We start from the raw sequence: 17,870 nt of genomic DNA, 5'->3' as shown, positions 1-17,870 counted from the left end.
TAGGCTGTCGGCATGGTCGAGCCACCGTCACTTGGCCTCTCCCCGCTGTCGCGGGTGCGGCTGGATGAGCTGCTCCAGGAGATGCTCGACCGGGTCGGCGACGTGGTGAACAGCCGGGAGCGGCTGCGCGCCCTGCTCGACGCGGTGGTCGGCATCGGCTCCGACCTCGACCTGCGCAGCACCCTGCAGCGGATCGTCGAGGCGGCGTGCGCCCTGGCCGGCGCCAAATACGGCGCGCTCGGCGTGCTCTCGCCCGACCATCGCAGCCTGTCCGACTTCATCACGCGCGGGATCGACCCGGCCACGCACGCCACGATCGGCGACCTGCCGCACGGCCGCGGCGTGCTCGGCCTGCTGATCACCGAGCCGGAGCCGGTCCGGCTGCCGGACATCCGCAAGCACCCGAACTCCTTCGGCTTCCCGCCGCACCACCCGCCGATGCACAGCTTCCTCGGGGTCCCGGTCCGCACCCGCGATCAGATCTTCGGCAACCTCTACCTGGCGGAGAAGCGGGGCGCCGCCGAGTTCACCGACGACGACGAGGAGATCGTGATCGCGCTGGCCGCCGCCGCCGGCATCGCCATCGACAACGCCCGGCTCTACGAGCTCGCGCAGCGACGAGAACGCTGGGGGAGTGCCACCGCCGAGATCACCAGCGTGCTGCTGGGCACCGTGCAACGCACCGAGGCGCTGCGGCTGATCGCCCGCCGGGCCCGTGAGGTCGCCGACGCCGGCCTGGTCCTGGTCCTGCTCTACGACGAGCCGAACAGTCGATACGCCGTCGAGGTCGCCGACGGTACCGACCCGGCCGCTGCCGAGCTGGTGGGGCGGCTCATCCCGGTGGACCGGGACGCCGCCATCGCGTTCGGGCAGGAACGGTACCGGGCGGTGACCAACCTGCGGGCGATCACCGACTGGCCGATCGACATGCCGGCCGTGCCGGCCCTCGCGGCGCCGCTCACCGCGGGCGACACGCTGCAGGGTGTCCTGATCGTCACCCAGCCCGCCGGGCGGCCGGTCGAGGACCGGGACGCGGTGCTGCTCTCGACGTTCGCCGGGCAGGCGGCACTCGCCCTGGAACGGGCCCGCGCCCAGGAGGAACGCGAACTGCTGGCGGTGCTGGAGGACCGCGAGCGGATCGCCCGGGATCTGCACGACGTGGTCATCCAGCGGCTGTTCGCCACCGGCATGCAGCTGGAGGCCATCATTCCCCAGGTCGTCAAGCCGGACGTCACCAAACGGATCAGCGCGGCGGTCGACGACCTGGACGCCACCATCCGCGACATCCGCCGGTCGATCTTCGAGCTGCGTTCGCCGGTCGGCCGGTCACTGCGCGCCGCCGTCGGCGAGGTCGTCCAGGCGGCGGCCGACAGCCTGGGATTCCGGCCGGTACTGGACACCAGCGGGCCGGTGGACAGCGCGGTCCCCGACGACATCGTGCCCGAGCTGCTGGCAGTCGTGCGCGAGACACTGTCCAACGTCGCGCGCCACGCCGGGGCATCTCAGGTCCGGGTGTCGGTGTCCACCAGCGATGGCGAGGTCGTCGTCCGGGTCGAGGACGACGGGGTGGGCATCGACCCGGCCCAGGCCCGGAGCGGTCTGGTGAACCTGCGCGGACGCGCCGAGGACCTGGGCGGCAGCTTCGAGATCGGCCCCGGCCCGGCGGGCGCCGGTGCCGCGATGACCTGGCGAGTACCCGTCAACCGGTGACCCGGCCGGCCGGCGCGGAGGCGTCGTCGGGCAGCTCCACCGGCCAGTCCGGCGGAACCAGCAGGACCGGACAGAACCCGTGATTGCCGGCCGCCCGCCGCGGCGGCACGCCGATCAACTCGGTCAGTTCCCCTCGGCCACCGGTTCCGGTGACCAGCAGCCGGGACCGGCGCAACGCACGATCCACCGTGTACGGCACATCCAGATCCGGTACCACCAGCGGCTGGACGGCCACCTGCGGCAACCGCCAGGACCACTCGACCAGGGCCGCGGCCAGTCGCTCGGCCACCGCCTGCCGTAACGGGTCGCCGGCCATCACCGGAAGCGGATGGCGGTCCGGACGGTCCGCCGGACGGCGCCACCCGTACGCCGCGACCAGGTCCACGCCGGCCAGCGCGGCCTGCACGAACGCGTATCCCAGCGCGGGCTCGCCCGGGCGTCCCGAGACACCGGCCACCACCGGTCCGCGCGGGTTGCAGCGCCCCTGCTGCACCAGCAGCGGGCAGTGACAGGTACGGGCCAGCGCCCGTGCCGTCGAGCCCCAGTCCTGCCGGGTGGTCTGCCCGTCCCGGTGCCCGATCACGAGCAGCCCGGCCTCGCGTGACCACTCGGCGAGCGCGTCACCCGGCAGACCGGCCCGCAGCTCGGTCTCGACCACCAGCTCCGGATCGGTGGCCGCGGCGTGCCGGGCGGCGACCGCCAGCAACTGGCTGCCCTCCGCCTCGCCACGGTGCGGGCCACGCATCCGGAACCGGCCGCGATAGTGCCCGGGCCACGCGTGCACGATCAGCAGCCGCGCCGCCCGGCGGGCTGCCTCGGCAGCGGCCAGGCCGACGGTGACCGTGCTGGTCATCGAGCCGTCGACGCCGACCACGACGGTGCGGTGGTCTCGTGACGCGAGGGCCTTTCCCATGTCCACACGTTATGGAGCGATCCCCGGTCACCAGTACGGTCACTAGTCCGCGATGCCCGGGCCGTCCGGCCCTGACCACTTCCCGGCGGGCGCTCGACCATGAAGGGGAGCGGAAGGAGCACGACCATGATGTACGGCTACCCGCACTTCATGACCATGGCAGGGCCGGTCTGGTTCCTGATCCTCGCCGTGCTGCTGCTGATCGCCGTCGTCGGCGCACTGGCCTGGTGGCCGTCGCGCCGCGAGGACGACAGCAGCGCCGAGAAGACCCTGGCCGACCGGTATGCCCATGGCGACATCGACACCGAGGAGTACCAGGAGCGCCTCCGGACGCTGCACTCCGTCCACCATTGATCTGATCACCCGGCCGGAGGCAGCCGTGCAGACCATCCGTACCGGCCTGAGCAGTGCGCAAGCCGCCGCCCGGCGAGCCGCCGAGGGGCCCAACGCGGTGGCGACCGCCCCGCCGCGCCGGCTGCTCGGCCGGGTCGGCCGGCAACTGGCCGATCCGTTGGTGGCGCTGCTGCTGGCCGCGGCGGTGGTCACCACGCTGCTGCGGGACCTGCCGGACACCGCTGTCATCGCGCTGGTCATCGCGGTCAACACCGCCATCGGGGTGGCGCAGGAGGTCCGGGCGGACGCGGCGATCGCCGCGCTGAACCGGCTCGCCGCCCCGCAGGCCCGGGTCGTCCGGGACGGCCAGGACCTGATCATCGCGGCCGCCGACGTGGTCCGCGGCGACTTCGTCCGCCTCGAGGCCGGCGACATCGTCCCGGCCGACCTGACGCTGACCGAGGCGGAACGGGCCACCTTCGACGAATCGTCGCTGACCGGCGAATCCGTGCCGGTGCACCGCCAGGCGACCGAGCCGGCCGCGGCCGGCACCGTGCTGCTCACCGGCCGGGCCGCCGGCTCGGTCGAGCGGATCGGGCCGGACAGCTCGCTCGGCCGGATCGCCGCGATGGTGGCCGCCGCCCGGCCCGGTCCCACCCCGCTGCAACGCAGGCTGGCCCGTCTCGGCCGCATCCTCGGCCTGACCGCGCTGGCCGTCTCGGCGATCGTCTTCGGTCTCGGCGTGCTGGCCGGTCAGCCGGTCGTCCGGATGGCGATCACGGCGGTCAGCCTGGTCGTCGCCGCGGTGCCGGAAAGCCTGCCCGCGGTGGTGACCCTGGCGCTCGCGCTCGGCGCCCGCCGGATGGCCCACGCGAACGCGATCCCGCGCCGGCTGCACGCCGTCGAGACGCTCGGCTCGGTGACCGTGATCGCCGCCGACAAGACCGGGACGCTCACCGAGAACCGGATGGCGGTGCAGCGGGTGGTCCTCGCGGACGGCCGCCGCTACCGGGTCACCGGCCACGGATACCAGCCGACCGGCGAGATCCATCCGCCCCCTGGCCCGGACGAGGCGCTCCAGTCGCTGGCCCGGGCCGGCTTGCTGTGCAACGACGCCGACCTGATCGCACCGGCGCCGGGCAGCGCGGACTGGACGGCGGCCGGCGATCCGATGGAGGCCGCCCTGCTCGCCTTCGCCGCCCGCTGCGGCCTCGACCCGCACACCGAACGCGCCAAGGCGCCCCGCGTCGCCGAGCTGCCGTTCGACCAGCGCACCCGGCACATGACCACGGTGCACCGGCTGGACAGCGGCGAGTACCTGACCGTCACCAAGGGTGCGCCGGAGCGGCTCGCCGGCCCTTCGCTGCTGGCCGCTGCGGAGAACCTGGCCGCCGACGGACTGCGCGTGCTCGCGGTCGCCACCGCGACCACCCGAGGACCGGTGGACCCGGCCGCGCCGCCTCCGCTGCGGGTTGCCGGGCTCGTCGGCATCGGCGACCCGCTGCGCGCCGGCGCCCGGGACACCGCGCAGGTCTTCGAACGGGCCGGTGTGCGGCTGACCCTGATCACCGGCGACCATCCCGCCACCGCCGCCGCCATCGCTGACCAACTCGGCCTCGACGGATCGCGCGTCCATGCCCGGACCCGTCCCGAGCAGAAGCTGGACATCATCGCCGGCCTCCAGCACGACGGCGAGGTGGTGGCGATGACCGGTGACGGCGTCAACGACGCCCCGGCGCTGCGCCGCGCCGACATCGGGGTCGCGATGGGCGGCGGCACCGAGGTGGCCCGGCAGGCCGCCGAGCTGGTCCTGGTCGACGACAACCTGGCCACCGTGGCCACCGCCATCGGCGAGGGCCGGCGCATCTACGACAACATCCGCCGGTTCCTGCGCTACGCGCTCACCGGCGGCCTCGCCGAACTACTGGTCATGCTCGCCGGCCCGCTGCTCGGGATGCCGCTGGCGTTGCTGCCCGGCCAGCTGCTCTGGATCAACCTGCTCACCCACGGCATCCCGGGCGTGGCGCTGGGCGCCGAACCCGCCGAGGCCGGCGTGTTGCGGCGTCCGCCGCGCCCACCGCAGGAATCGGTGCTCGGCGCCGGCCTGCTGCGCGGCGTCCTGCTCGGCGGGGTCGCCGTCACCGCGGTCACCCTGGCCGCCGGCGTCGTCGCGCGGCTCGGCGGCCGGCCCTGGCAGTCGGTCATGTTCCTGGTGCTCGGCCTCGCCCAGCTGGGTGTCGCGCTCGCGGTCCGGGCCCGCCCGGCGGCCGGCGACCGCCCGAACCGGTGGCTGCCGCTCGCCGTGGCACTCTCCGGAGGGCTCCAGCTGGCCGCGGTGCTCACCGGGCCGCTGCGCACGCTGCTCACCACCGAGCCGCTGACCGGGGTGGAACTGCTGGCCTGCGCCGGGATCGCCGCCCTGCCCGGCCTGGTGATGCGGGTCGTCCAGCGGCGCGCCGCCCGATGACCGCGTCGGGCGGGGCCTTGCTGCTGTTACGGCACGGGCAGAGCGTGAGCAACGCCGCCGACATCTTCACCGGCTGGTCCGACCCGCCGCTGAGCGCACTCGGCGCCACCCAGGCACGCCAGGCCGGCGCCACCCTGGACCGGCTCGGCAGGCGGCCGACCAGTGTCCACACGTCGCTGCTGCGCCGGTCGATCGACACCGCGGCGATCGTCGTGGCCGTACTGGGCTTCGGCCGGCTACCGGTACACCGGTCGTGGCGGCTCAACGAACGCCACTACGGTGCGCTCACCGGCCGGGACAAGCGGGCCGTCGCCGCCGAGGTGGACGCCGCCACGTTCCGGGCGTGGCGACGGTCGTACGCGATCGCCCCACCCGCGATGAGCGAGTCCGCCGCCGCGGCGATGTATGCCGATCCCCGATACGCCGGCCTGCCACCGGAGGCACTTCCGCGTACCGAGAGCCTCGCCGACGTCCGGGCCCGCCTGCTGCCCTACTGGTCGGACGTGCTGCGGCCGCTGCTGGTGGCCGGCGAGACGCCGCTGGTCGTCGGGCACGGCAACAGCCTGCGCGCGTTCGTCATGCACCTCGAGGGACTCTCGCCGGCTGCCGTCGAACGGCTCGACATCCCGACCGGGGTCCCGATGCTCTACCACCTCGACCGGGGCGGACAGACCGGCACCGGGGCGGCCGGGCGATACCTGGATCCGGTCAGCGCCACCGAGCCGGTCCGGATCGGTCCGGGACTTCCGGCCCTGTCCACCCCGGGTCCGAGCGGCGCAGGGTGAAGGCGACAGGCCCGGGAGGTGCCATGCGATCGGGGATTCTGGAACCGGCGGAGCTGGCCGCTCTGTTCGGGGCGCTGCGCGATCGGGGCTACACGATCGTCGGCCCGACGGTGCGGGACGGCGCTGTGCAGCTCGCCGAGCTCGACTCGGCGGACCAGTTGCCGTACGGCTGGAGCGCCGACACCGAAGCCGGCCGCTACCGGCTGCGCCGCCGGAGCGACCGCGCGGTCTTCGCGCACAGTGCCGGACCGCAGTCGATGAAGGATTTCCTGCACCCACCGAGGGCCCAGCTCTGGTCAGGCGACCGGGCGACCGGCGCTGTCGCCCCCGCGGCGCCGCCCGGCAAACGGTACGCGTTCGTGGGCGTGCACCCGTGCGACGTGGCCGCGATGGCCGTGCTCGACCGGGTCCTCGCCGAGGGCCGATACCCCGACCCGATCTACACCGCTCGCCGTGACGGCGTCTTCGTGGTCGTGGCCGAGTGCACCGAGCCCGGCGCGACCTGCTTCTGTACGTCGACGGGCACCGGACCGTCCGCCACCGCCGGCTATGACCTGGCCCTGACCGAGGTGCTCGACGGCGGCCACCGGTTGCTGATCCGGGCCGGCTCGCCGGCCGGCGACGAGGTGCTCGCCGCCCTGCCCACCCGGCCCGCGGCCGACGACGACGTCGCCACCGCACAGGAGCTGACCCGGCAGGCCGCCGGCCGCATGTCCCGGCACCTGCCGGACGAGCCGATGCCCGGCCTGATCGCCGCGAGCCGCGAGTCGCCGCACTGGGACGACGTCGCCTCCCGCTGCCTGACCTGCGGCAACTGCACGCTGGTCTGCCCCACCTGCTTCTGCACCACGGCCGAGGACGTCACCGACCTGACCGGCGAGCACGTGGAGCGGTGGCGGCACTGGGACTCCTGCTTCAGCCTTGACTTCTCCTACCTGCACGGCGGTTCGGTACGCACCAGCGGCCAGTCCCGGTACCGGCAGTGGATCAGTCACAAGCTGGGCACCTGGCCCGAACAGTTCGGTGTCTCCGGCTGTGTCGGCTGCGGCCGCTGCATCGCCTGGTGCCCGGCCGGCATCGACATCACCCGGGAAGCGGCCGCCCTGGCGGACGGGGACCGGACATGAGCGCGCAGCCCTTCCTGGACGGGCTGAATTCCCGGGTACTCGGCGATCTGATCGACTGCGGCGTCGGGGTGCGATACCCCGGCGGCTACCGGATCTTCGCCGAGGGGGCGCCCGCCGATCGTTTCTGGCTGGTCCAGGAGGGAACCGTCGCCCTCGGCGTACACGTACCGGAACGCGGCGATCAGGTGCTGGAGACCCTCGGCGCCGGTGACGTGCTCGGGTGGTCCTGGCTCTACCCGCCGTACCGGTGGCGGTTCGGGGCGACCACCCGCAGCCCGGTGATCGCCACCGAGTTCGACGCCGCCGCGGTGCGCCGGCGCTGTGCCGCCGACACCGACTTCGGGTACGCGATCCTGCAACGCTTCGTCCCGGTGATCGGCGACCGGCTGGTCACCACCCGGCTGCGGCTTCTCGACCTGTGGAGCCGGTCGTGAACCCCGCCGTCCCCGCGCCCAGCCGGGTGGTCCGCCGACGCCAGGACACCGCCGACACGGTCACCGTCGAGCTGAGCGGGGTCGACGAGCCGCTGCCGGCCTTTCAGCCGGGCCAGTTCGCCATGCTCACCGCGTACGGCGTCGGCGACGTCCCGATCTCGATCAGCGGGACGGAGGGTGCCGGGCCCGCGCACACCATCCGCGCTGTCGGCGCGGTCACCCAGGCCCTGTGCGCCGCTCAGCCCGGCGATCTCGTCGGCGTGCGCGGCCCGTTCGGGATAGGCTGGGACCTGGCCGCCGCGGCCGGTCACGACGTGCTGGTGGTGGCGGGCGGCCTCGGGCTGGCCCCGTTGCGCCCGGTCGTCGAGCGGCTGCTCGCCGACCGCTCCGCGTACGGCGAGGTGACGGTCCTGGCCGGCGCCCGGCAACCGGCCGAACTGCTCTACCGCGACGACCTCGTCCGGTGGGCGGCCCAGGCGCAGGTGCTGACCGTCGTGGACCGCCCGGACGACACCTGGACCGGGCCGGTGGGCCTGGTCACCACGGTGATCCCGGCCGCCGCTGTGGACCCCGCCGCCAGCGTGGCCTACCTCTGCGGCCCGGAGGTGATGATGCGGTTCACCGCCCGGACCCTGATCGCCCGCGGGGTGCCCGCCGAGCGGGTGCAGGTCTCTCTGGAGCGGTCCATGCGCTGCGGCGTCGGCTGGTGCGGGCACTGCCAGCTGGGGCCGCTGCTGATCTGCCGGGACGGCCCGGTGGTGCCCTACCCGGTCGCCGAGCCACTGATGTCGGTACGGGAGCTGTGATGTCGACGCCCACCCTCGCCGTGTGGAAGTTCGCCTCCTGCGACGGCTGTCAGCTCAGCCTCCTCGACTGCGAGGACGAGCTGCTCGCCGTCGCCGACCGGGTCCGGATCGCCCACTTCCTGGAGGCCTCCAGTGACGTGCTGCCCGGCCCGTACGACATCTCGCTGGTCGAAGGGTCGATCACCACGCCCGAGGACGCCGAGCGCATCCAGCGGGTCCGGGCCGACTCGCGCATCCTGATCACCATCGGCGCCTGCGCCACCGCCGGCGGCATCCAGGCCCTGCGCAATCAGGCCGACGTCGACGAGTACGCCAAGGTGGTCTACGCCCGGCCCGAGTACCTGAGCACCCTGGCCACCTCCACCCCGATCGCGGCGCACGTCGACGTCGACTACGAGCTGCACGGCTGCCCGATCGACCGGCGGCAGCTGCTCGACACGATCGGTGCGCTGCTGGCCGGCCGGCGGCCCGCCCTGCCCGCGCACAGCGTCTGCTTCGACTGCAAACTCCGCAACAACGTGTGCGTCGTCGTCGCCCGCGGCGAGCCGTGCCTGGGACCGGTGACCCGGGCCGGCTGCGGAGCGATCTGCCCGGCCTTCGGGCGCGGCTGTTTCGGCTGTTTCGGCCCCGCCGAGTCGCCGAACGCCCCGGCCGAGGCGGCCCTGCTGCGCGCCACCGGCATGTCCGAGGACGACATCCGGCGGGTCCACCGCACCTTCAACGTCACCGCCTTCGACACGGAGCGGGCGTCATGACGCACCGCTACGAACGGGTGATCGACGTACGGGCGCTGGCCCGGGTCGAAGGCGAGGGCGCCATGCACGTGCGGGTCCGCGACGGCGCGGTCGACGACGTCCGCCTGGAGATCTACGAACCGCCGCGCTTCTTCGAGGCGTTTCTGCGCGGCCGGCAGCACACCGAGCCGCCGGACATCACCGCCCGGATCTGCGGGATCTGCCCGGTGGCGTACCAGATGAGCGCCTGCGCCGCGATCGAGGACGCCTGCCGGGTCACGGTGTCGCCCGGCGTCGCGGCGCTGCGCCGGTTGATCTACTGCGGTGAGTGGATCGAGAGCCACACCCTGCACATCTACCTGCTGCACGCCCCCGACTTCCTCGGTTACGGCAGCGCGCTCGCCCTCGCGAAGGACCGGCGCGACCTGGTGGAACGCGGCCTGGCCCTGAAACAGGCCGGCAACGACCTGATCGAACTCATCGGTGGCCGGGCCATACATCCGATCAACGTCCGGGTCGGCGGCTTCTACCGGGTACCCGCGCCCAGGGAACTGGCGCCGCTGCGCGAGCGGCTGCGCGCCGCCCTGGACCAGGCACTCGACACGGTGCGCTGGGTGGCCGGCTTCGACTTCCCGGAATTCCACCACGACCACGAGATGCTGGCGCTGTGCACGCCCGGGACCTACCCGATCGAAACCGGATTCGTCACCACCACCGGCGGCCTCAGCTTCGACGTCGCGCAGTTCGAGCAGCACATCATCGAGGAGCAGGTGCCGCACTCCACCGCCCTGCACGCCCACCTGGCCGGCCGCGGCCGATACCTGACCGGTCCGGCCGCCCGCTACACCCTCAACCGGCACTGGCTGACGCCACTGGCCCGGGAGGCCGCCGCGGCGGCCGGGCTCGGCGAGGAATGCCGCAACCCGTACCGCAGCATCGTGGTCCGGGCCGTGGAGACGGTGTACGCGGTGGAGGAGGCCATCCGGCTGATCGACGCCTACGAGCCGCCGCCGAGCCCGGCGGTACCGGTGCCCGCCCGCGCCGGCACCGGCCGTGGTGCCACCGAGGCGCCGCGCGGCACCCTCTTCCACCGCTACGACCTCGACCCCGACGGCCGGATCACCGCGGCCCGGATCGTGCCGCCCACCTCGCAGAACCAGGCCGCCATCGAGGACGACCTGGCCCGTTTCGTCGCCGGTCGGCTCGACCTCGACGACGAGCGGCTCACCACCCAGTGCGAGCAGGCGATCCGCAACTACGACCCGTGCATCTCGTGCGCCACTCACTTTCTCGACCTGCATGTGGAGCGGAGCTGACATGGCGGCGCGCAGGGTGGTGATCGGCGTCGGCAACGAATACCGGCGCGACGACGGGTTCGGCCCCCGGGTGCTCGCCGAACTGACCGCCCGCCGCGACGGCGATCACCGGCTGGACGGGGTCGAGCTGCGGGTCAGCGACGGCGAACCGAGCCGGATGTTGCAGGCGTGGACCGGGGCCGCCCTCGCCGTGGTGGTCGATGTCGCCGCCGGTGGCGGCACCGGCTGGTGTGAGGTCTGCCTGCCCGAGGACGCCGGGCCGGCCGCGCCGGCCACCTCCGGGCACAGCATCGGGCTCGGCGACACCATCCGGCTGGCCCGGGCACTGGACCGGCTTCCGTGCCGCCTGGTCGCGCTGGTCGCCTACGGCCACGAGTTCGGCTTCGGGACCGGACTGAGCGCCCCGGTGGCCGCCACGATCCGGCCGGTCACCGAGCGGATCTGCGATCTGGTGGCCGCGCCATGACCGCCGTCGGCACACCGCAAGCATGGTCGGTGCGGGTGTGCGGCACCGTGCAGGGCGTCGGGTTCCGCCCGTTCGTGCACCGGGTCGCGACCGGTCTGCACCTCGACGGAGAGGTCCGCAACGTCGGCGGCGAGGTGGTCATCCGGGTCGGCGGGCCCGAGACGGCCGTGTCCCGGCTGGTCGAGGCGCTGCGCGCGCAGGCCCCGGCGGCCGCGCGGGTCGCCGCGATCACCGTCACCCCGGACGGCGCCGCGCCGCCACCCGGATTCCGCGTCGTGCCCAGCGGCGACGCCGCCCTGCCGGCCGGGTTCGCCGGGCTACCAGCCGACCTCGCCACCTGCGACGACTGTCTCGGCGAGCTGTTCGATCCGGCCGACCGGCGCTACCGGTACCCGTTCGTCAACTGCACCGCCTGCGGACCGCGGGCCACCATCGTCGACGATCTTCCGTACGACCGGGCCCGTACCGCCATGTCCGGCTTCCCGCTCTGCCCGCGCTGTGCCACGGAGTACCGCAACCCGGCCGACCGGCGGTTCCACGCCGAGCCGGTGGCCTGCCCGGCCTGTGGGCCCCGGCTCACCTGGCGGGCCGGAGGGCGTCAAACCGATGGCGAGCAGGCGCTGGCCGCGGCGGCCGGCGCGATCGCGGTCGGCCGGATCGTGGCGGTCAAGGGCCTCGGCGGCTTCCAGCTGATCTGCGACGCCACCAACCCGGCCGTGGTGAGCCGGCTGCGGCTGCGCAAGCAACGGCCCGACAAGCCGTTCGCGGTGATGGTGGCCGACCTGGCCGCCGCCCACGCCCTGGCCCGTCTCGACCCGGCCGCGGCGGAAGCGCTGACCAGCCCGGCACATCCGATCGTGCTGGTGCCGGCCCGGCCGGGGACCGCCCTGGCGCCGGCCGTCGCGCCCGGCGTGGACCGGGTGGGGCTGTTCCTGCCCACCACTCCGCTGCACCACCTGCTACTGCACGACCTGGCCCGCCCGCTCGTGGTGACCAGCGGCAATCGCGCCGACGAGCCGATCGCGATCGATGACGCCGACGCGGCCGACCGCCTCGCCGGGATCGCCGACGGCTTCCTCGGTCACGACCGGCCGATCCGGGCCCGCTACGACGACTCGGTGGTCCAGGCGGCCGGCGGCACCGTCCGCCTGATCCGGCGTGCCCGCGGCTACGCCCCCGGCGCGTTGCCCCTGCCGGTACCGGCCCGCCGACCCATCCTCGCCGTCGGAGCACAGCTCAAGCACACCTTCGCGGTGGCCCGCGCCGGCCAGGCCCTGATCGGTCCGCACGGTGGCGACCTGGCGGACGCCGACGCGCTCGCCGCGTTCGAGGCCACCGTGGCGCAACTGTGCCACCTGCATCGGTGCGAGCCCGAGGTGTACGCCCACGACCTGCACCCCGACTATCTCTCCACCGGCTATGCCCAGCGGGCGGCACCCCCGCCCCGGCGGATCGCAGTGCAGCACCACCACGCTCACGTGGTGTCCTGCGCCGCGGAGCACGGCCTGGACGGTCCGTTCCTCGGCGTCGCCTACGACGGCCTCGGGTTCGGCGACGACGGCCGGCTCTGGGGTGGTGAGCTGCTGCTGTCCACCTACACCGGATTCCGGCGGCTGGGCCGGTTCGGCACCGCGCCGTTGCCCGGGGCGCGATCCGCGGTGCGCCGGCCGGCCCGGATGGCACTCGGCTACCTGTACGGTGGCGAGTTCCCGCTGCCACCCGGCCCAGAACCGGCCCTGCTCAGCCGGATGCCCCCCGCCGAGCAGGCGCTGGTCCGCCGCATGATCGAGCGCGGCGTGCACTGCCCACCCGCCTCCAGCGCCGGCCGCTTCCTCGACGCGGTGGCCAGCCTGCTCGGCATCCGCGACGACGCCGGCTACGAGGGCGAGGCCGCGATCCTGCTGGAGGCGGCGGCACACCGTGGCGCCACCCGTCCGGAGCCGCTGCCGTGGCGGATCACCCGGGTCGGCGGGCTGTGGGTCTACGACTGGTCCGGCACCCTCGGCGCTTTGCTGGAGCGCAGCGCGGCGGGGGAGTCCGCCGACGATCTGGCGGCGGCGATCCACCGTACCGTGATCGAGGTGACAGTGGCGCTGTGCGCCCGGGCCGCCGAGCGGACCGGTGTGCGGGTCGTCTGCCTTTCCGGTGGCTGCCTGCAGAACCGCATCCTGGCCACCGGCCTGCCGCACGCCCTGCGCGCCGCCGGGCTGACCGCGCTGCTCAACCGCGACGTGCCGGCCAACGACGGCGGCATCAGCTACGGCCAGGCAGTGATCGCCGCGGCCCGGCTGGCCGAGGACGGCTGACATGTGCCTGGGCATCCCCGGCAGGCTCACCGGGATCGAGGAGCAGGACGGCTTGCGGGTCGGCACCGTCGACTTCGGCGGCGTCCGCAAGCAGGTCTGTCTGGCCTACACCCCGCAGGCCGGCGTCGGGGACTACGTGATCGTCCACGTCGGCTTCGCGATCAGCGTCGTCGACGCGACCGAGGCACAGCGCACCCTGGCCGTGCTGCGCGCCATGGGCGACGTCCTGGAACAGGAGCTCGGGCCGTGAAGTACCTCGACGAATACCGCGACCCGGACCTGGCCCGGGCGCTGCTCGCCGAGCTGCGCCGGGTCACCACCCGGCCGTGGACGCTGATGGAGGTGTGCGGCGGGCAGACCCACACCATCGTCCGGCAGGGCATCGACGAGCTGCTGCCCGGCGGCATCCGCATGATCCACGGACCGGGTTGCCCGGTCTGTGTCACCCCGCTCGAAGTACTCGACCAGGCCATGACGATCGCCCAGCGCCCCGAGGTGATCCTCACCAGCTTCGGTGACATGCTGCGGGTGCCCGGCTCGCACACCGATCTGCTCGCCCTGCGTGCCCGTGGTGCCGACGTCCGCGTCGTGTACTCGCCGATGGACGCGGTCGCCCTGGCCCGCTCGCACCCGGACCGGCAGGTGGTGTTCCTCGCGGTCGGCTTCGAGACCACCGCGCCGGCCAACGCCATGGCCGTGCGGCACGCCGCCACCCTCGGCCTGACCAACTTCAGCGTCCTGGTCAGCCACGTGCTGGTGCCGCCCGCGATGACCGCGGTGCTGCGCGCACCCACCTGCCGGGTGCAGGGCTTCCTGGCCGCCGGGCACGTCTGCGCGGTGATGGGCTGGACCGAGTACGAGCCGATCGCCGCCGAGCACCGGGTGCCGATCGTGGTCACCGGATTCGAGCCACTCGACCTGCTGGAGGGCATCCTGATGGCGGTCCGGCAGCTGGAGACCGGGTCGTACCGGGTGGAGAACCAGTACGCCCGCGCGGTGCGCCGCGAGGGCAACACCGCGGCGCAGGACGCCGTCCGCAGCGTCTTCCGGATCACCGACCGCAGCTGGCGGGGGATCGGCGCCATCCCGGCCAGCGGACTCACCCTGACCGACGCGTACGCCGCGTTCGACGCCGGGCGCCGCTTCGATGTCGGCAGCATCGTGGTGCGCGAGCACCCCGACTGCATCGCCGGCGGCATCCTGACCGGCGACCGGGTACCGACCGACTGCCATGCCTACGGCACCGCCTGCACCCCGCGCACGCCGCTGGGCGCACCGATGGTCTCCGCCGAGGGCACCTGTGCCGCCTACTACTCCGCCGGGCGCCGCCGCGCCCCCGCACCGGGAGATCCGTCATGACCATCGTCGACCCGGCGGCCGGCACATGCCCGGCGCCGGTCCCGGAGACCGAACGCGTTCTGCTCGGGCACGGCTCCGGTGGCCGGCTCTCCGCCGAACTCATCGCCGACGTGCTGGTGCCCGCGCTCGGAGCGGCCGCCTGCGGCGGGCCGCTCGAAGACGCCGCGGTGGTGCGGGCCGACGGCACCGAGCTGGCCCTGAGCACCGACGCGTACGTCGTCGACCCGCTCTTCTTCCCCGGCGGCGACATCGGCGCGCTGGCCGTGCACGGCACCGTCAACGACCTGGCCATGCGGGCGGCCATGCCGGTCGCACTGACCCTCGCCTACGTGGTCGAGGAAGGCCTGCCGATGGCCGACCTGCGCCGGGTCACCGCCTCCGCTGGGGCGGCCGCCGTGGCCGCCGGCGTGCCGGTCGTCACCGGTGACACCAAGGTGGTCGGCCGCGGCGCCGCCGACCGGCTCTTCGTGATCACCGCAGGTCTGGGCCGCCGGCTGCCCGGCACCGCCCCGTCAGCGGCCGGCGCCCGCCCCGGAGACGCGATCCTGCTCTCCGGGCCGATCGGCTGCCACGGCGTCACCGTGCTCAGCACCCGTGCCGGCCTCGGCTTCGAAGCCGACATCACCTCCGACACGCGCCCGCTGCACCGGCTGGTGGCCGCGATGATGGCGGCCGGCGGAGACGCCGTGCACGCGCTGCGCGACCCGACCCGGGGCGGCCTGGCCGCGTCGCTCAACGAGATCGCGGTGGCCTCCGGAGCCGGGGCCGAGATCGAGGAGCGGGCACTGCCGGTACCCGAACCGGTCCGGGCGGCGTGCGAGATGCTCGGTCTCGACCCGGCCTACGTGGCCAACGAGGGCTGCCTGGTCGCGTTCGTCGCGCCGGGCCGGGCGGACGCCGTGCTCGCGGCGATGCGCGGGCGGGCGGAGGGCCGCGACGCGGTCCGCATCGGCACGGTCCTGCCCGAAGGACCGGTGGTGGTCCGCACCGCGGTCGGCTCCCGGCGGGTGCTCGACATGCCGCTGGGTGAGCAGCTGCCACGCATCTGCTGAACCGCCGGGTCACCGGGCGGGCCGGACCGCGGCGACCATGAAGTCCGTCACGGCGGTGGCGAAGGTGGAGGTCAGGCGCGGCACATGGGTCCCACCGTCTATCGTCCACTCCCGCACTGTCGATCCGCCGGCGCACCCCTGGGTGTAGGCACGTACCGACGTCTCGGCGGCCGGCAGGTCGGTGACCAGGTCGAGCGGGGCAGCGTCGCGGCCCGTCGCGGCGCACCTGTCGTAACCCAGCCACTGGGTGATCGTGGTGGCCGCCGACGGGTAGGCGACGCCGTTGATCTGGCCGCCGCCGAACGCGATGGTCTCGTCGGCGCTGCTGTGCACGGCGAGCACGCTGACCGGCCGGGACGGCCGGCATCGTGCGGCGTCGGTCCAGCTCGCGCCGTTCAGCGAGACGATCGCGGTGACCTGGTCGGCGTGCTCGCAGGCCATCCGGAACGCCATGAAGCCGCCGTTGGAATGGCCGATCAGGTAGACCCGGGAGCTGTCGATCCGGTACGTGGCCCGCATCGTCGAGATGAGCTGACTGAGGTAACCCGAGTCGTCGGTCTCCGGGCTGGAGAAGGCGCAGCACGCGTCGGTGGCGTTCCAGAAGCGATTGCCACGATCGTCGGTCGTGCCGTCTGGGTAGGCGTAGACGAAGCCCCGCCGGTCCGACTCGGGCGTCAACCGCATGTAGCTCTCGAACTCCCGGGCATCGGACGAATATCCGTGCAGCCCGATGACCAGCGGCGCCGGCCGGTCGGGGTGGTAGGAGTCCGGGACGTGCACGGTGACCTGGCGGCCACCGATCTCGGCGGTGCCGGTGCCGCTCGACGGCAGCACGGCCGGAGCGCTGGCGGAGGGTTTCCCGGCGCTGGAGCCGGAACCGCAGGCCACCGTCACCATGACCGCCGCCGCGGCGATCATCGCCCGAGCCGCCTGCCACCGTCGCCGAGCCATCGCACCTCCCGAGCCGGGATGCGGCCAAGCTACCACCGATGAGCGAATCGCTCAGCCCTGAGCCGCCTCGCGCCGGATCTGGTCGAACTGGGCGTTCATCGCCTCGGCCAGCGCCTGCGCCCCGGACAGCGGCCGGACCATCACGGTGAACCGGTCGATCAGCCCGTCGTCGTCCAGGTGCAGGAAGTCGCACCCGGTGATGTCCTTGCCGCCGACGCTGGTCTCGAACACCAGCGCGTGGTCCCGGTCATCCGCGCCGGCGAGCTCACCGACGTACCGGAAATTCTCGAAGACGCGCAGCACCCCGCGCAGGATCGCGACGGTCATCGCCTTGCCGGAGTAGGGCTGGAACGCCACCGGGCTGACGAAGACCACGTCGTCGGCGAGCAGGGCGGCGATCGCGGCGATGTCGCGTGCCTCGACCGCTTGACGGAATGCTTTCATGAATCCTCCCGGCCGATGGTGACCAGCGTCCCGCCCGGCAGTGACACCTTCCCGGCGCGGTCCTGCTGACCTGGCGGAGCGAGCTTACGGCACGGGACCGCGACGGTCAGCCGGGATGTGGCCCGGCCAGCGCGCGCAGCAGTGTCACCGCCTGCACGATGAAGCCGATCAGCGCACCCACCAGGCAGGCCGCGATCCCGAACCGGAACAGCAGCGTCCAGTCGAATGAGGCGTCCCCGAAGTCGAACGGGAACACCCGCCACATCCGGACCAGCACGGCGATCCCGATCGCGGTGGTGGCCAGTCCGCCGAGCGCGACCAGCCAGCGCGGATCCCGGACGAACTGGACGGCGTCCACGACCAGCCCGACGACCAGCGAGGCGTTGACCAGGGGGATGATCTGAGCGGTATCCGCAGACAGGAACGGGACCGCCGCCCAGCCCGGACGCACGTTGACGAGATAGATCAGCAAGATGTTGATCGTGGCGGCGACGCCGTAGCCGAACCGGCGTGAGCCCACCGACGGGCGGTGTCTCGCGGTTGCTGTGGTCATGACTCTGCCTTTCCTCGTTCAGCCTCCACCGGCGACCGGGCGCCGGATAGGGCCGACGGGCCCAGATCGGCGATACGACCCGGAGGCGTGCGGTGGTCGACGCGTCATCCGGCC

At 73.7% G+C, this 17,870-nt stretch carries 18 protein-coding genes; 14 read left to right on the top strand and 4 right to left on the bottom strand.

The genetic code is table 11. From position 1 onward, the window contains the following. The first annotated feature begins 12 nt into the window (after nt 1–12). Nucleotides 13–1,710, top strand: a complete 1,698-nt coding sequence (locus tag Actob_RS24495) for a GAF domain-containing sensor histidine kinase (protein ID WP_284914147.1) — start codon at nt 13–15, stop codon at nt 1,708–1,710. On the opposite strand, the gene Actob_RS24490 is transcribed toward Actob_RS24495, so the two are convergent. Then, nucleotides 1,700–2,623, bottom strand: coding sequence for a universal stress protein (locus Actob_RS24490; RefSeq protein WP_284914146.1), 924 nt, complete (start codon nt 2,621–2,623; stop codon nt 1,700–1,702). The two genes, Actob_RS24495 and Actob_RS24490, sit on opposite strands and share 11 nt — an antisense overlap. A gap of 126 nt (nt 2,624–2,749) precedes the next feature. Here Actob_RS24490 and Actob_RS24485 point away from each other — a divergent pair, with 126 nt between their 5' ends. The 13 genes from Actob_RS24485 to hypE are packed head-to-tail and all read left to right on the top strand — an operon-like array spanning nt 2,750 to nt 15,808. Beyond that, entirely contained in the window at nt 2,750–2,977 is a 228-nt protein-coding gene (locus Actob_RS24485; protein ID WP_284914145.1) for an SHOCT domain-containing protein, read from the top strand. A 25-nt stretch (nt 2,978–3,002) separates the two neighbouring features. Then, nucleotides 3,003–5,423 carry a cation-translocating P-type ATPase gene (locus Actob_RS24480; RefSeq protein ID WP_284914144.1) on the top strand — a complete coding sequence of 807 codons (2,421 nt, stop codon included), beginning with the start codon at nt 3,003–3,005 and terminating at the stop codon, nt 5,421–5,423. After that, nucleotides 5,420–6,208 (top strand): 2,3-bisphosphoglycerate-dependent phosphoglycerate mutase, encoded by a 789-nt coding sequence (locus tag Actob_RS24475; protein ID WP_284914143.1) that lies wholly within the window; start codon nt 5,420–5,422, stop codon nt 6,206–6,208. The genes Actob_RS24480 and Actob_RS24475 overlap by 4 nt, the downstream gene beginning before the upstream one ends. Nucleotides 6,209–6,231: 23 nt before the next feature. Beyond that, complete coding sequence (locus Actob_RS24470) at nt 6,232–7,335, top strand: 4Fe-4S dicluster domain-containing protein (protein ID WP_284914142.1); 1,104 nt, start codon at nt 6,232–6,234, stop codon at nt 7,333–7,335. Further along, complete coding sequence (locus Actob_RS24465) at nt 7,332–7,769, top strand: cyclic nucleotide-binding domain-containing protein (protein ID WP_284914141.1); 438 nt, start codon at nt 7,332–7,334, stop codon at nt 7,767–7,769. Before Actob_RS24470 ends, Actob_RS24465 begins: the two co-directional genes overlap by 4 nt. Continuing rightward, the gene (locus Actob_RS24460) at nt 7,766–8,575 is read left to right on the top strand and encodes an FAD/NAD(P)-binding protein (RefSeq protein WP_284914140.1); all 810 of its coding nucleotides are present in this window, start codon (nt 7,766–7,768) and stop codon (nt 8,573–8,575) included. The genes Actob_RS24465 and Actob_RS24460 overlap by 4 nt, the downstream gene beginning before the upstream one ends. Next, nucleotides 8,575–9,330: an NADH-quinone oxidoreductase subunit B family protein gene (locus Actob_RS24455; protein WP_284914139.1), complete on the top strand. Its 756-nt coding sequence runs from the start codon at nt 8,575–8,577 to the stop codon at nt 9,328–9,330. The genes Actob_RS24460 and Actob_RS24455 overlap by 1 nt, the downstream gene beginning before the upstream one ends. Continuing rightward, a complete protein-coding gene (locus Actob_RS24450) occupies nt 9,327–10,625 on the top strand; it encodes a Ni/Fe hydrogenase subunit alpha (RefSeq protein ID WP_284914138.1) in 1,299 nt (432 codons plus the stop codon). Before Actob_RS24455 ends, Actob_RS24450 begins: the two co-directional genes overlap by 4 nt. 1 nt (nt 10,626) lies before the next feature. Further along, a complete protein-coding gene (locus Actob_RS24445) occupies nt 10,627–11,091 on the top strand; it encodes a hydrogenase maturation protease (RefSeq protein WP_284914137.1) in 465 nt (154 codons plus the stop codon). After that, nucleotides 11,088–13,397, top strand: coding sequence for a carbamoyltransferase HypF (hypF, locus tag Actob_RS24440; protein WP_284914136.1), 2,310 nt, complete (start codon nt 11,088–11,090; stop codon nt 13,395–13,397). Before Actob_RS24445 ends, hypF begins: the two co-directional genes overlap by 4 nt. Nucleotide 13,398: 1 nt before the next feature. Beyond that, complete coding sequence (locus Actob_RS24435) at nt 13,399–13,647, top strand: HypC/HybG/HupF family hydrogenase formation chaperone (RefSeq protein WP_284914135.1); 249 nt, start codon at nt 13,399–13,401, stop codon at nt 13,645–13,647. After that, the gene (gene hypD, locus Actob_RS24430; RefSeq protein WP_284914134.1) at nt 13,644–14,756 is read left to right on the top strand and encodes a hydrogenase formation protein HypD; all 1,113 of its coding nucleotides are present in this window, start codon (nt 13,644–13,646) and stop codon (nt 14,754–14,756) included. The genes Actob_RS24435 and hypD overlap by 4 nt, the downstream gene beginning before the upstream one ends. After that, nucleotides 14,753–15,808, top strand: coding sequence for a hydrogenase expression/formation protein HypE (hypE, locus tag Actob_RS24425; RefSeq protein WP_284914133.1), 1,056 nt, complete (start codon nt 14,753–14,755; stop codon nt 15,806–15,808). The genes hypD and hypE overlap by 4 nt, the downstream gene beginning before the upstream one ends. Nucleotides 15,809–15,817: 9 nt before the next feature. Here the strand turns inward: hypE and Actob_RS24420 are convergent, their stop codons facing one another. From Actob_RS24420 to Actob_RS24410, 3 genes are all read right to left on the bottom strand, one after another. After that, complete coding sequence (locus Actob_RS24420) at nt 15,818–16,759, bottom strand: alpha/beta hydrolase family esterase (protein WP_284914132.1); 942 nt, start codon at nt 16,757–16,759, stop codon at nt 15,818–15,820. A gap of 51 nt (nt 16,760–16,810) precedes the next feature. Then, nucleotides 16,811–17,203 (bottom strand): nuclear transport factor 2 family protein, encoded by a 393-nt coding sequence (locus Actob_RS24415; protein WP_284914131.1) that lies wholly within the window; start codon nt 17,201–17,203, stop codon nt 16,811–16,813. Nucleotides 17,204–17,309: 106 nt separating this feature from the next. Then, a complete protein-coding gene (locus tag Actob_RS24410) occupies nt 17,310–17,756 on the bottom strand; it encodes a hypothetical protein (protein WP_284914130.1) in 447 nt (148 codons plus the stop codon). Nucleotides 17,757–17,870 lie beyond the last annotated feature (114 nt).

The organism is Actinoplanes oblitus (assembly GCF_030252345.1).
Classification (GTDB): Bacteria; Actinomycetota; Actinomycetes; order Mycobacteriales; family Micromonosporaceae; genus Actinoplanes; species Actinoplanes oblitus.
Note: the sequence above shows the minus strand (reverse complement) of the source record. Positions and strands in the feature narration are given on the sequence as shown.